This is a genomic window from Proteus sp. HMSC14B05, assembly GCF_001808035.1.
Lineage (GTDB): Bacteria > Pseudomonadota > Gammaproteobacteria > Enterobacterales > Enterobacteriaceae > Proteus > Proteus mirabilis.
Genome location: NZ_KV792007.1, coordinates 1 through 15022, shown reverse-complemented (window position 1 = coordinate 15022; position 15022 = coordinate 1). Strand labels below are relative to the sequence as shown.

At 37.7% G+C, this 15022-nt stretch carries 8 protein-coding genes and 2 tRNA genes; 4 read left to right on the top strand and 6 right to left on the bottom strand.

What is annotated here, in order from left to right; translation table 11 throughout:
* Window positions 1-44 precede the first annotated feature (44 nt).
* From yfaE to ubiG, 4 genes are all read right to left on the bottom strand, one after another.
* Window positions 45-323: a class I ribonucleotide reductase maintenance protein YfaE gene (gene yfaE / locus HMPREF3129_RS17975; protein WP_004248377.1), complete on the bottom strand. Its 279-nt coding sequence runs from the start codon at window positions 321-323 to the stop codon at window positions 45-47.
* Window positions 324-347: 24 nt separating this feature from the next.
* Window positions 348-1478, bottom strand: a complete 1131-nt coding sequence (gene nrdB / locus HMPREF3129_RS17970) for a class Ia ribonucleoside-diphosphate reductase subunit beta (RefSeq protein WP_004248376.1) — start codon at window positions 1476-1478, stop codon at window positions 348-350.
* Window positions 1479-1489: 11 nt separating this feature from the next.
* Window positions 1490-3781, bottom strand: a complete 2292-nt coding sequence (nrdA, locus tag HMPREF3129_RS17965; RefSeq protein WP_036918613.1) for a class 1a ribonucleoside-diphosphate reductase subunit alpha — start codon at window positions 3779-3781, stop codon at window positions 1490-1492.
* 361 nt (window positions 3782-4142) lie between these two features.
* Window positions 4143-4880 carry a bifunctional 2-polyprenyl-6-hydroxyphenol methylase/3-demethylubiquinol 3-O-methyltransferase UbiG gene (gene ubiG / locus HMPREF3129_RS17960; protein ID WP_036918610.1) on the bottom strand — a complete coding sequence of 246 codons (738 nt, stop codon included), beginning with the start codon at window positions 4878-4880 and terminating at the stop codon, window positions 4143-4145.
* A gap of 184 nt (window positions 4881-5064) precedes the next feature.
* On the opposite strand from ubiG, the gene gyrA reads away from it, so the two are divergent.
* Both gyrA and rcsC read left to right on the top strand, forming a co-directional pair.
* Complete coding sequence (gyrA, locus tag HMPREF3129_RS17955) at window positions 5065-7695, top strand: DNA topoisomerase (ATP-hydrolyzing) subunit A (RefSeq protein WP_070487166.1); 2631 nt, start codon at window positions 5065-5067, stop codon at window positions 7693-7695.
* A 200-nt stretch (window positions 7696-7895) separates the two neighbouring features.
* Window positions 7896-10724 carry a two-component system sensor histidine kinase RcsC gene (gene rcsC, locus HMPREF3129_RS17950; RefSeq protein WP_017628005.1) on the top strand — a complete coding sequence of 943 codons (2829 nt, stop codon included), beginning with the start codon at window positions 7896-7898 and terminating at the stop codon, window positions 10722-10724.
* 247 nt (window positions 10725-10971) lie between these two features.
* Here the strand turns inward: rcsC and rcsB are convergent, their stop codons facing one another.
* Both rcsB and rcsD read right to left on the bottom strand, forming a co-directional pair.
* Window positions 10972-11628, bottom strand: a complete 657-nt coding sequence (rcsB, locus tag HMPREF3129_RS17945) for a response regulator transcription factor RcsB (RefSeq protein ID WP_036918605.1) — start codon at window positions 11626-11628, stop codon at window positions 10972-10974.
* Between the two features lie 17 nt (window positions 11629-11645).
* A complete protein-coding gene (rcsD, locus tag HMPREF3129_RS17940; protein ID WP_004243645.1) occupies window positions 11646-14339 on the bottom strand; it encodes a phosphotransferase RcsD in 2694 nt (897 codons plus the stop codon).
* 204 nt (window positions 14340-14543) lie between these two features.
* Between rcsD and HMPREF3129_RS17935 the strand changes: the two genes are divergently transcribed.
* Together HMPREF3129_RS17935 and HMPREF3129_RS17930 are read left to right on the top strand one after the other, a co-directional pair.
* Window positions 14544-14631, top strand: a tRNA-Ser gene (locus tag HMPREF3129_RS17935).
* A gap of 6 nt (window positions 14632-14637) precedes the next feature.
* Window positions 14638-14713 (top strand) — tRNA-Thr (locus HMPREF3129_RS17930).
* Window positions 14714-15022: the final 309 nt, after the last annotated feature.

Sequence of the window (15022 nt, the reverse complement as noted above, 5' to 3'; positions counted from 1 at the left end):
AAAAGAACAATATAAGAAAACAGTGATCATTATAGTCAATGGTTTTACTTTGTGCAGATCTCGATTTCGATATCACTCACAGGGTGACAGCTACAAGGTAAAATTTCATCAGCTTGAATAAATGCCAATGGTTCATTGCGATAACATACTTTGCCTTTTACTAAGCGTAATCGGCAAGAGCCACAATAACCTTCTCGGCATTGATATTCGATTTGAATTTTGCTGCGCTCTAACGTATCCAACAAGGAAGGATGCGTTTCAGAGCTAAATTCTAATGCGGTTGATAGACCCTGCTGGTGCAGGGTCACTTTATGAGATGCCATAATGTATAGCGCTAGTTCTCTGTTTTACAGTTCGAAGTTACTTAAATCATCAGTATCTACTTGTGAGTCGATTTGACCGACTAGATATGAGCTTACTTCAACTTCTTGTGGTGCAACTTGCACATTATCAGATACTAACCAAGCATTAATCCATGGAATAGGGTTTGAACGTGCTTTAAACGGCAATTTAAGTCCTACTGCCTGCATACGAATATTAGTAATATATTCAACATATTGGCAAAGGATCTCTTTATTTAAACCGATCATAGAGCCTTCTGAGAATAGGTATTCTGCCCACTCTTTTTCTTGCTCTGCTGCTTCAACAAATAGGTCATAACATTCTTGTTCGCATTCTGCGGCAATTTCGGCCATTTCAGGATCATCTTGACCTGAACGCAGTAAATTGAGCATATGCTGTGTGCCAGTTAAGTGTAATGCTTCATCACGGGCAATCAATTTAATGATTTTAGCGTTACCTTCCATCAGTTCGCGCTCTGCAAAGGCAAATGAACAGGCAAAGCTGACATAGAAACGAATCGCTTCTAAAGCATTAACACTCATTAAGCATAGGTAAAGCTGTTTTTTAAGCTTACGTAAAGTAACTTCAACAGTTTTACCTTTTATTTGGTGCGTACCTTCACCAAACATATGGTAAAGGTTAGTTAAATTGATTAACTCATCATAATAAGATGAGATATCACGAGCACGTTTTAAAATCTCTTCATTTTCAACAATATCATCAAAAACGACCGACGGATCGTTGACGATATTACGAATAATATGGGTATAAGAGCGTGAATGGATGGTTTCAGAGAACGACCATGTTTCTACCCAAGTTTCTAATTCTGGAATCGAAATTAAAGGTAAAAATGCCACGTTAGGGCTTCTACCTTGGATCGAATCAAGCAGAGTTTGATATTTTAAATTACTAATAAAAATGTGTTTTTCGTGATCGGGAAGCGCATTGTAGTCAATACGATCACGAGAAACATCAACTTCTTCTGGACGCCAGAAGAAAGAGAGTTGCTTTTCAATTAGTTTTTCAAAAATAGGGTACTTTTGCTGATCATAACGCGCTACGTTAACAGGTTGCCCAAAAAACATGGGCTCCTGAAGCTGATCATTTCTAACTTGTGAAAAAGTGGTATAAGACATAGCTTCCTCAATTAAATTTTACACGCGCCGCCTTCACAATCTGAATCTGCCGTTTCAACGACTTCTTCCAGATCACCTTGTACATCTTCTGCACCATCACGGGTATTGTGATAATAGAGTGTTTTCACACCATATTTATAGGCGAGCAGCAAATCTTTTAGCAGCTGGTTCATAGGAACCTTACCACTAGGGAAACGAGTAGGATCGTAGTTAGTGTTGGCAGAAATCGCTTGGTCGACAAACTTTTGCATAATACCGACTAACTGCAAATAACCTTCGATACTTGGCATTTGCCACAGTAATTCATAAGCCCCTTTTAGGCGCTCATATTCTGGAACCACTTGACGTAAGATGCCATCTTTAGAAGCTTTAATACTGATATAACCACGAGGTGGTTCGATACCATTGGTTGCATTTGATATTTGTGATGATGTTTCTGATGGCATCAATGCAGAGAGCGTTGAGTTACGTAAACCGTATTGTTTGATCTCTTTGCGTAAGCTTTCCCAGTCATAATGCAGAGGTTCATTAGTCAGTACATCTAATGATTTTTTATAAGTATCAATAGGTAAGATACCTTCTGCATAGGTGGTTTCATTAAACCATGGGCATGCCCCTTGCTCTTTTGCTAATTCATTTGATGCTTTTAATAAATAGTATTGAATAGCTTCAAAGGCACGGTGTGTTAAGTTGTTTGCACTACCATCTGAGTAGCGAACACCGTGTTTAGCCAGATAATAAGCAAAGTTGATCACACCAATACCCAGTGTACGACGACCCATAGCACCTTGTTTAGCTGCTAAAATTGGATAATCTTGGTAATCTAACAAAGCATCTAACGCGCGAACGGCTAAACGTGCTAGCTCTTCTAAATCGTCTAGATTTTCAATCGCCCCAAGATTAAAGGCCGAAAGTGTACATAGGGCAATTTCACCATTTGGATCTTTAATATCATTTAATGGTTTGGTTGGTAGTGCTATTTCTAAACATAAGTTTGATTGACGGATAGGTGCAATCGCCGGATCAAACGGACTGTGTGTATTACAGTGGTCAACATTTTGAATATAGATACGACCTGTAGAGGCACGCTCTTGCATCATGAGTGAGAATAATTCAACCGCTTTAACTTGTTTTTGGCGAATACTCTTATCTTTCTCATATTGTACATATAAACGTTCAAATTCGTCTTGATCAGCAAAGAATGCATCATAGAGGCCCGGCACATCAGACGGGCTAAATAATGTAATATCCTGACCTTTGATTAAACGTTCATACATTAATTTGTTTAACTGCACACCATAATCGAGATGGCGTACACGGTTATCTTCAACACCACGGTTATTTTTTAATACCAGTAGGCTTTCAACTTCTAAATGCCATAAAGGATAAAATAGCGTTGCTGCACCACCACGTACCCCACCTTGTGAACAAGATTTTACCGCCGTTTGGAAGTGCTTATAGAATGGGATACAACCCGTGTGGAATGCTTCACCATTACGAATAGCACTACCTAATGCACGAATACGACCGGCATTAATTCCAATACCTGCACGTTGAGATACATATTTAACAATAGCACTTGAGGTCGCATTGATAGAATCAAGGCTATCATCACACTCAATCAGAACACAGGAGCTAAATTGACGTGTCGGAGTTCTTACACCCGCCATAATAGGTGTTGGGAGTGAGATTTTAAATGTGGATACCGCGTTATAAAAGCGCTCAATATAATCCATACGCGTCTCTTTTGGATAACGCGAAAATAGGCAAGCGGCAACTAACACATAGAGAAATTGTGCACTTTCGTAAATATCACCGGTAATACGGTTTTGAACAAAATATTTACCTTCTAGCTGTTTCACTGCTGCATAAGAGAAATTCATATCACGTTGATGAACAATAAACTTATCCATCTGTTCGAACTCTTCTTTGCTGTAATCTTCAAGAAGATGACGGTCATATTTACCGAGTTCAACTAAATGTTTAACGTGATCATACAATGCCGGTGGCTCAAATTGACCATAGGCTTTTTTACGTAAATTAAAGACAGCAAGACGAGCAGCAAGATACTGATAATCAGGTGTTTCACCAGATATTAAGTCTGCAGCAGCTTTAACCAGTGTTTCATGGATATCGGCAGTTTTGATACCATCATAAAACTGAATCTGAGAACGTAACTCAACTTGAGAAACAGAGACATTTTCTAGACCTTCAGCGGCCCAAGTAATAACACGGTGAATTTTGTCTAAGTCAATGCGTTCTTTATGACCATCACGTTTTGTGACGAGCAGGCTGTGATTCATGAGCGATGCACCTTTCTGGCTTTAATGACCTATAAATGGGCAACCTGAAATTTTATACCGCAAAAAAGCGCTCCCGATGACAAACATTGCCAAGGAGTCTTGTGGTGTGAAATTTAAGGAAACACAATATATAGGGGTTTGTTCAAATGGTGATAACAAGATAATGGTAATTGAGGGATTGATCAAGTGTACAAATCTGAATGTTTCTGTGGATAAATAGGGGATAATTTTTTTAACAACTGCCTGTACCCTGCATAAATACAGGCAGTCAGAAACTTAAAACGACGCTAAAAAGAGGCAAAGTCAATTTTTAAAAATGTGATCGTTTGATGTTTTATTAAACCAAATCAATCTCTCTATTTCACAAATCCGAATTATCGGTCGCTTGAGTGTGCACCATGTAATTAACATCAACATTTGGCGCTAATCGGAATTTGTCTGTAATAGGATTGTAATGTAACCCAATCATATTTTTGCTACGTAAATTGGTTTCATCGACCCAGCTTAATAATTCTGAGGGACGAATAAATTTATTCGCATCATGGGTGCCTTTAGGAACCATATTCAGAATATACTCCGCGCCTACCACCAGCATAAACCACGCTTTTTTATTACGGTTGATGGTAGAAAAGAATACATGTCCACCTGGTTTCACCAGTTTGGCACATGATCTTACAATGGAGGAAGGGTCTGGAACGTGTTCTAACATTTCCATACAAGTGACCACATCATAGCGTTGTGGATATTCTGCGGCATGGTTTTCAACGGTATCTTGTATATAGGTGACAGGGATACCGGTTTCCAGTGAGTGGAGACGTGCGACCTCTAATGGCTCTTTCCCCATATCAAGTCCGGTGACTTCTGCACCAACACGGGCCATACTTTCAGATAAAATACCGCCACCACACCCAACATCAAGTACTTTTTTACCAAATAAGCCATGAGCACGTTCTTGGATATAATTAAGTCTTAGTGGATTGATGCGATGTAGGGGTTTAAATTCACCTTCAAGATCCCACCATCTTGATGCGACACTCTCAAATTTGTCGATTTCATGCTGATCTACGTTAGCATGCAAAGAGGTTGTTTTATCATTCATCAGAAAGTATTACTCCTATTTTCATATTACCGATGATTCTACCAATGTTAGAGAGCGAAATCGAAGCTAAATCGAAGAGAATCGCGAAAGAGTGATTAATTTCATTGTTTCAGTTTTCCTAAAATTGGCGATTTGTGGTATAGTTCTACACCTTTGAATCCGTAGTATGAGGGACAGTGGCTCCATGAGCGACATTGCCAGAGAAATCACACCAGTTAATATCGAAGAAGAGCTGAAAAGCTCATATTTGGATTATGCGATGTCCGTTATTGTAGGACGCGCATTACCCGATGTTCGAGACGGACTGAAGCCAGTACACCGCCGAGTGCTATTTGCGATGAATGTACTGGGAAACGATTGGAATAAACCTTATAAAAAATCAGCCCGTGTTGTTGGGGATGTAATCGGTAAATATCACCCGCACGGTGACAGTGCTGTCTATGAAACGATTGTTCGTTTAGCACAGCCTTTTTCTATGCGCTACATGTTGGTTGACGGTCAGGGTAACTTCGGGTCAGTTGATGGTGACTCCGCGGCGGCTATGCGTTATACCGAAGTTCGTATGGCGAAGATCGCCCATGAACTGCTGGCGGATTTGGAAAAAGAGACGGTCGACTTTGTTCCTAACTATGATGGAACAGAAAATATACCGGCTGTTATGCCAACCCGTATTCCAAACTTGTTAGTTAATGGCTCTTCAGGTATTGCCGTTGGGATGGCAACGAATATCCCTCCGCATAACCTCGGTGAAGTTATCGACGGTTGTCTTGCCTATGTTGATAATGAAGACATCACCATAGAAGAATTAATGGAATATATTACTGGGCCTGATTTTCCGACTGCTGCGATTATTAATGGTCGCAGAGGAATATTAGATGCTTATCGTACAGGGCGTGGAAAGATTTATATCCGTGCTCAGGCTGATATTGAAACTGATGAGAAAACAGGTCGCGAAACCATTATCGTGACAGAAATTCCTTATCAGGTGAATAAAGCCCGTTTAATTGAAAAAATTGCGGAGCTTGTAAAAGATAAACGTATTGAAGGTATCAGCGGATTACGTGACGAGTCTGATAAAGACGGTATGCGTATTGTTGTTGAGATCAAACGTGATGCAGTCGGTGAAGTAGTATTAAATCACCTCTTTTCACAAACTCAAATGCAAGTCTCTTTTGGTATTAATATGGTTGCGCTTCATCAAGGCCAACCAAAATTATTGAACCTAAAAGAAATTATCGCAGCCTTTATTCGCCATCGTCGTGAAGTGGTGACTCGTCGTACCATTTTTGAATTACGTAAAGCGCGTGATCGTGCTCATATCTTAGAAGCACTTGCGGTCGCTTTGGCCAATATCGATCCTGTGATTGAATTAATTCGTCAAGCACCAACCCCAGCAGAAGCGAAAGCAGCATTAATTGCCCAACCTTGGGATCTCGGTAGCGTGTCTGCGATGTTAGAGCGTGCTGGTGATAGCAATGTTGCTCGCCCTGAGTGGTTAGAGCCACAATTTGGTGTGCATGACGGTAAATACTATCTAACAGAACAACAAGCACAAGCCATTTTAGATCTGCGTTTGCAGAAACTAACTGGACTTGAGCATGAAAAACTGCTAGATGAATATCGTGAATTACTGCTACAAATTGCTGAGTTATTGCATATTTTGAGAAGCCCTGAGCGTTTAATGGACGTTATTCGTGAAGAGCTAACAGCAATCAAAACACAATATAACGATCCTCGTCGTACTGAAATCACTGAAAATACCGCTGATATTAATATCGAAGATCTGATTAATGAAGAAAATGTGGTTGTGACACTATCTCACCAAGGTTACGTTAAATATCAGCCATTGACTGATTATGAAGCGCAACGTCGTGGAGGAAAAGGTAAGTCAGCCGCAAGGATCAAAGAAGAAGACTTTATCGATCGCCTACTGGTGGCTAATACACACGATACTATTTTGTGTTTCTCAAGTCGTGGTCGCCTGTACTGGATGAAAGTTTATCAGTTACCAGAAGCGAGCCGCGGTGCTCGTGGTCGCCCAATTATCAATTTATTACCTCTAGAGCAAGATGAGCGGATCACCGCTATTCTTCCAGTAAGAGAGTATGAAGAAGGTAAATTTGTCTTTATGGCAACGGCGAGCGGTACGGTTAAAAAGACACCATTACAAGACTTCAGTCGTCCTCGTAGTGCCGGTATTATCGCGGTTAATTTAAATGATGGCGATGAGCTTATCGGTGTTGATTTAACCGACGGTAGTAATGAAGCTATGCTGTTCTCAGCAGATGGTAAAGTGGTTCGTTTCGCAGAAGAGTGTGTTCGCCCAATGGGTCGTACTGCGACAGGTGTTCGTGGTATGAAACTGGTTGATGATGATAAAGTGGTTTCACTGATCATTCCTCGTGGCGAAGGTGATATCTTAACAGTGACTGAAAATGGTTATGGTAAACGTACCGTTCAAAGTGAATACCCAACCAAAAACCGTGCAACACAAGGCGTTATCTCGATTAAAGTGAGTGAGCGTAATGGTAAAGTGGTAGGCGCTATTCAAGTTGAAGAAACTGACCAGATTATGATGATCACCAATGCCGGAACGTTAGTGCGTACCCGAGTATCAGAAGTCAGCATTGTGGGACGTAATACACAAGGTGTTACCTTGATCCGTACTACAGAAGACGAGCTAGTCGTTGGCTTACAACGTGTTGAAGATGAAGATGATGCATTAGATGATGATGAAGTTGATGAAATGATCAGCGACAATATCTCTGATGTTCCAGAGTCTGAACCAACAGATGATGCGGATAGTGAAGAATAATAGCTATTTTTCAGTAACTTAAAGCAAAAAAAGCAGGCGGAATGCCTGCTTTTTTATATTATAAGCATTTATTAGCCAATAAATTTTATCAGTCATCAGAAAAAATTATCCTGATGATAAAGATCATCTCATTCAGACCTAGAGTAACTTCTGTTAGAATGAGAAAGTTGATTATCTGTATTACCGATTAGGGTGGTTATTTGCGATATCTTTCGTCATTTAAAACGTCATTAAAAATTTCCCGCTACCTTTTTCGTGCACTGGGTATCATGTTGTGGGCAATGGGCGCATTATTAACCATGTTTTATCTCATCAACATCTTTAATGATACTAAATCAGATATCCGACAAGAATATAGTAATAACTATACCGATTTATTGGGCTTCTTTCGCCAAACCTCGAGTACTATCCGCGATTTGCAATATTTAGCAGAGCGGCATCAAGAGCAACTCAATTTAAACCCTAAGATGAATAATTCTTTTTTTTATGAAGGGCCTTTTTCACTTCATAAATTAAGTGAAAGTGCCGATTGTGAATTATTCAAAGGGCAAACAAACAATTATTTTCGATCATTTAATAGTATTCTGTATTACTGGAAAGATAATACCCCTGCTTTACAAGGTATCAACCAAGTATTTATGGTTGGCTCTCATAGTATGTGTATGATTAATTTCCCATTGCGTGCATCACCTATTGATACTGAACTGTTGAAAAAAATGGTTTATGAAAATACACGTAATTACATTAATCAACGAGCTCAAGGGAAAGAGAGTAATCAATACTGGATAGTACCTGATGCCAAGGGGGATAGCGGTATCCTCTATGTCATGTCGCCAGTTTATGCGTCAGGGAAATTTATTGCACTCATTGGTATCGAAAGGGCGATCCGATTGGAGTATTTTTCACCTACGAAAGATCGCGTTATCTCTATTCATCTTTTAAACAATAAAAATAATCCAGTCTTAAGTTATCCTGAAGAGAATAATTATCGCAGTGTAAGGGATGTACCGGATGTTAGTGCTCCTTACTTTGGCTTTGATGATGATTTTAGTGATTTAGTTGCAAAACGTAAGCTACTTCCTTCTTCTTTTAGTGTGGTTTATTCACTACCATTAAAACAAATTTTAAATGAATTTAAGTTTACTATTTTTAATGCCATTATTTTAAATATCATTTCGGCGATTGTTATCTTTATTTTCGTTTGGATTTTTGAGCGAAAAATATTTTCACCTGCAGAAAATAATGCTTCACGCTTAGAGGAGCATGAGCAGTTTAATCATAAAATTGTCGCGTCAGCCCCAGTAGGAATAAGTATCTTAAGAATACGTGATGGCATGATTATTTTAAGTAATGAGCTCGCCCATAATTATTTTCGCTTATTAAGTCATAGTGATAAACAAAATATTCTCTCTATTATTGCTGAAAAAAGTAGCAATATAGTGGATGTGGTCACTAATAATCATAATCATTTGCAAATTAGTTTTGTGAATTCACGTTATCAGAATGAAGATGTGGCGATTTGCGTATTAGTGGATATCAGCGCTCGTGTTAAAATGGAACGCTCTCTACAAAATATGGCAACGGCCGCAGAACAAGCAAACCAAGCTAAATCAATGTTCTTAGCGACAGTCAGCCATGAGCTGCGTACACCACTGTATGGCATTATTGGTAACTTAGAATTATTACAATCATTGACGCAAAATGAAGAGACTGCCAGATTATTAAAAACAATGGATAACTCTTCATCGCTGCTACTCAAAATTATCAGCGATATCCTTGATTTCTCGAAGATAGAATCGAAACAATTAAAAATTGACGTTAAGCCATTCAATTGTCGCCAAGTTGTCTCTTTTGTTATCTCTAACTATTTGCCGTTAATTGCTAAAAAAGATTTAGCTATTTACTGCTTTATTGAGCCGGATGTACCTAAAATCGTTAATAACGATCCGGTTCGTGTCCAGCAAGTTATCTCTAATCTACTAAATAATAGTATTAAATTTACTACGACAGGATGTATTACTTTGCACCTGTATCGAGATGAATATTATCTCTATTTCGATATTCATGATACCGGCAGAGGGATAAATGAAAAAATGCTTCATCAGCTTTTTGAACCCTTCTTTCAGGTCTCGCAAAATACAGAAAGTGCTTCAGAAGGTACAGGATTAGGATTAGCGATTTGTGAAAAACTGATTAACTTGATGGATGGTGATATCAGTGTTGTTTCTCAAGAAAATGTAGGTAGTCGTTTTACTGTGCGGATCCCTTTATATGGCGCACTAAATTCGAGTGATGGACAAACCAAATATAATCTCTATAAAGAGAGTACTATTCGCTGCTTTATCAGTATTAAAAATCTGTATCTAGAAAGCTTTGTTGAACGATATTTAAGTTATGTGGGCTTACATTGTCAATTATTCACGGAAGTGACTCAGGTCTCTGAGAATGATTTTATTATCACCGATCATGATGAATGTTTAGATAAGTCTTGCCAATTTATCCGTATTTATGAACACTATTTTGAGCCTGCAAAGAAAATCTCTGAGAATAATTGGTTATGCAGTACATATAAATTAAATGAATTAATTAAGATTATCCTACAATTACCACAAACAAAATTAGAGTCTGATGACTCAGAGAATAATGCGTTAATGACGGATCACGATCTACAATTATTGACAGTGCTCATTGTTGATGATCACCCTATCAATCGTTTATTGTTGACCGATCAACTGAAAAAAATTGGTTTTAATACCGCAACGGCAGAAGATGGCTGTGATGCTTTAGCCTTTATGCAAGAAAATCATGTCGATATTATTTTAACCGATGTCAATATGCCAAATATGAATGGTTATCAATTAGCGACAACAGTGCGTGAATTGAGTCGCACTATTCCTATTATTGGTGTTACAGCAAATGCGATTGCCGAAGAAAAACAACGTTGTATTGATGCGGGAATGAATGATTGTGTTTCCAAGCCAGTCTCTCTTACTGTATTAAAAGACGTATTACTCACCTATGTGGCATAATCCAACGGTTAATCTCGGAAAAGCGATATTTTTTCATGGTAGATCTGATTGAAAAATTTCGATATTACAGTGATAAATATTGTTGATAGGTTGCCGGCTCAGGATGATAGGGGAAGAGGGGAAAACATTTTTTTGTTGCCAACGATGTGATGGCGGATAAAAAGTAATAAAAAAGCAGAGAAGCTCCCACAATGGGTATGAGCTTCCTGATTTTATCTATACAGCATAGAGAAGAAAAGTTAACGGGTTAGCTTTCTCCGTTAATTTCCTTATCAATAGTGACTGATGATAGGTAGTTAAGCAGAGCGATATCATTGTCGACACCGAGCTTCATCATGGCTGATTTTTTCTGACTACTGATAGTCTTGATACTACGATTGAGTTTTTTAGCAATCTCAGTGACAAGGAAACCTTCGGCAAATAAGCGCAACACTTCACTTTCTTTGGGAGATAAGCGTTTATCACCATAACCATTGGCATTCACTTTTTCTAACAGTTTAGCCACGCTTTCAGGCATAAATTTCTTGCCTTTTTGCAATGCTGCAAGTGCTTTAGGTAGATCAGCAGGCGCACCTTGTTTTAATACAATACCTTCGATTTCAAGGTCAAGAACAGCACTTAAGATAGCTGGGTTATTGTTCATAGTGAGTACAATAATAGACAAATTAGGATAATGTCTTTTGATGTACTTTATCAACGTAATACCATCACCATATTTATCACCAGGCATAGATAGGTCGGTGATAAGAGCCTCTGCATTTAATTTAGATAAATTATTGATAAGTGAAGTGGAATCTTCAAATTCACCAACAACATTAACCCATTCAATTTGTTCTAAAGATTTACGAATGCCGAATAAAACAATTGGATGATCATCGGCAATAATAATATTAAGGTTATTCATGTTTAATTGTTACCTTGCTACAGCAACTGTCGGATCCATTTATCCAGTTGATTGATACGTTCTTTTATCTCTAATTCATTATGATTTTTTATGTCATCTTCTAAATATTCGCAGTTCTCTCTGAGATATTCTAAATCTAACATAGCAAAAACCCCTTTCAGACGATGAGCTGTCTGAGCTAGAGAATGAAAGTCTTTATTAGTTGCTTCTAAGTGTAGTTTTTCAACATCAATGGGAACAGTATTGATAAATAGTTCCTTATAATCACTATCATTCAACTTCTTCCTATAATTATTAAGAATTACTTCGTGATGATCAAGGTTATTATTCTCATTACGAATACTCGTTTGAGTTGTTTCGAGAGAAAGTTGTTCATTTTCTTCAATCAAATAAGTAATAGCCTCAATTAATGGATCACCGAAGTTATAGTTACACTTTATTAAATTTCTTGCTATTTTTTCAAATCCGGTAATAGAGCTAACTAATAATACTGTTGCTGATTCAGGATTATTATCCGGAGTGTCTCTAAGTATGATATCGTATTCTGAGTAAAGATTCTCTTTATTTTTATCAAAGTATGTAGCGCCATATTTATCAAGCTGTTGGCAGATTATTTTTTCTATTTCAGGGTTTTTTATGGCGAGTTTTGCAGTTATACCCTCTAATAATATGTCAAAAGAGCGCTCTTCTGTATCTATATGCTGGTATGGAAGTACGATACGGAAATGAGAGCCAATACTTTCTTGGCTTGTAATGGTCAAAGTGCCTTGTATTTTGTTACACAACAAATGACATAAATAAAAAATAATACCCGAGTTGGAATAATATTTATCACCCATAGCTTGACCTAAAAATGGATATTTAATATTAGCCAGATCTTGAGCTGTTAACCCACTGCCACTATCAATAATATCAATTACTATTTCTTCTTTATCATTATTTTTTTCTAAATTTAGATTGACGGTTATTTTTCCATAATTAGTCGTACTAATGGCATAATTAATCAATGATAAAATAATCTTACTTAATGCTGGGCCATCATTAAATAAAAGTAAACTAGGTTTAATATTATTATGGAAATAAAGTGTTAATCCCTTTCTTATCATAAATGGTGATGCGGTTATTAGAATAGATTCAACTAGCGTTGAAAGTTCAAATTCATCTTGATGTATTTTCCATTCTTGATTTTCTAACTTATTAATTAGCGTAATGTTTTCTATCCACTCAGAAATATAATTCGTTTTTTCTAATAGCAGACTCAGTAATTGTTGGTGAGTATCGTTAGGAAGTAGATCTTTAAATTGATATACCATCTCATTAATATCTTTAATTGGTCGTATGAGTTCCAATGACATATTGGATAAGATCTTGCGGCGTGCAATCGTGTTTTTTTCATATTCTTGTTGTGCTAGCTGCAATTTCTTATTGATTAATGCTTCGTTGTCTTTATTCAGAAAAATGAATAGAGCAGTATTATCGATATTGCTGTTGCTACTGGTGCGGATCTCATAAATTTCGTTATCAATGGCCGTTTGGATTAAACCATTATGTTCAATCGCCATCTGGCGGATCTTAGATAAATCGATATGAGGTAATAGTTTCTCTGCGTGGCTATTACTAATAATCTTATGGTTAGATGAAAAATTATACACCAATAGACCAATAGGAAGATTAGAAATGATATCGTTAGTCATCTCTTCTTTGATGCGAAGATTACGCGTCATCGAAATATAAGGGAATACATATTTATTACGAATATAGATATGGCCAAACACTGAAATCGAGATAAAAATGAGTAGGCTGATAAGTAACCAGATATTTTTATACACAATCTCATTGAAAATCGATTTTAGTGGATACTCATAAGATAAAGAGTAGGGTATTCCTGCGATGGGCTGTGAGAAGATGAGTGAAGTCCCATCCGTTGATACCTCAATATTGTTTTTATCATAAACACTCTGCTGTCCTGTGGGTAATAATCTTAAATATTGAGGTGATAGCTCAGCAGGTAGAAAATTATTTATGGGTAAATCAAAGGCAATAACACTGGTCAGTTGCCCTGGCACATTAAACATGGTGCGATAGGTATAGTAATAAATGTTTTCTGTCGGCATTTTCCTAATGGGAGAAAGGCTCTCTTTTTCATCTAATGCCGTTGATTGCATTAATAGCTCAGAACGTTTGTTTTCAGCCGTTAGTGTTAAATAGCTTTCTTTATAGCGCAATTCTGGTTTTAGTATTGAGTGGGTAGTAATAAGGATAAGATCATTGCCTTTACCATTAAGATAATAGAGAGAGCTATAGTTATTACGTACCCCCCAAATAATTTCTAACGCGTTTGCAAAATAACCGGCTAACTGAAAGGTTTGTTCATTCGATTTACCAAAAACAATAGCGTCAACGGTCTGATCGCGTCCTTCAAGCCAATAAACATCAGAGCGTAGTTTGACCGGATTGATTTTTAAAGGCAGAAAGAGGGTTGGATCATTAATTTTGTTTGATAACTGGAATAGTTGGTTAGCGTGATAGCGGTAATCTTCAACTTGAGAAGCAAACTTATTAGTCGTGTTATTAATGGCATTTTTTTTACTTTCTAGCCAAGTATCAAAATAGCTATAAGCATATAGAAAAAGGGATATGGCCATAAACAGAAGAAACAGAGCATATAAGCGAGTTAATGTATTTGGCTTTAATTGGGTCAGTGTACGCATTCAGTTTGCGAGCCTTTAAGAAATGAAGTCAATAAAAAAAGAAAAAATTGGCTAAACAACCATCAGTATTAAGTCATTATATTAACAGGTTATTACTTTAAAAGGGATATTCGGGTGAAGTTTGAGCAAATAAACAAAAAAAGTCATTTTTTTTACGCTGAATGCTAGACAGCAAGCTCAGAGATAGGCATAATTTCGCGCTATGGAAGGATGGCCGAGTGGCTGAAGGCAGCGGTCTTGAAAACCGCCGATGGGAAACCATCCTAGAGTTCGAATCTCTATCCTTCCGCCAGAATTCGCCGGCTTAGCTCAGTTGGTAGAGCAACTGACTTGTAATCAGTAGGTCACCAGTTCGACTCCGGTAGCCGGCACCATATAAGAGCCCGTTATCTCGTAAGAGATAGCGGGTTTTTTCTTATCTTTTTCTCGCCTTTATTCATCGCTTTTATCTGTAAAGCACCATCATCACAAAGCAAAAACTCACAAAATTTAACCACTAAATTAATAAGTTATCGTTTTTTAGGCAAAATTCGACTGAAGTTTAAGCAAACAAATAAAAAAAACATTTTTTTTATCATCAGGACTGGACAGCAAGCTCAGAGATAGGCATAATTGCGCGCCATGGAAGGATGGCCGAGTGGCTGAAGGCAGCGGTCTTGAAAACCGCCGATGGGAAACCATCC

Bases quoted from the DNA above. Each gene is read 5' to 3' on its own strand.
- rcsB (WP_036918605.1), bottom strand. From the start codon at position 11,628: ATGAATAACCTTAATATTATTATTGCCGATGATCATCCAATTGTTTTA.
- rcsD (WP_004243645.1), bottom strand. From the start codon at position 14,339: ATGCGTACACTGACCCAATTAAAGCCAAATACATTAACTCGCTTATAT.
- ubiG (WP_036918610.1), bottom strand. From the start codon at position 4,880: ATGAATGATAAAACAACCTCTTTGCATGCTAACGTAGATCAGCATGAA.
- gyrA (WP_070487166.1), top strand. From the start codon at position 5,065: ATGAGCGACATTGCCAGAGAAATCACACCAGTTAATATCGAAGAAGAG.
- nrdA (WP_036918613.1), bottom strand. From the start codon at position 3,781: ATGAATCACAGCCTGCTCGTCACAAAACGTGATGGTCATAAAGAACGC.
- nrdB (WP_004248376.1), bottom strand. From the start codon at position 1,478: ATGTCTTATACCACTTTTTCACAAGTTAGAAATGATCAGCTTCAGGAG.
- yfaE (WP_004248377.1), bottom strand. From the start codon at position 323: ATGGCATCTCATAAAGTGACCCTGCACCAGCAGGGTCTATCAACCGCA.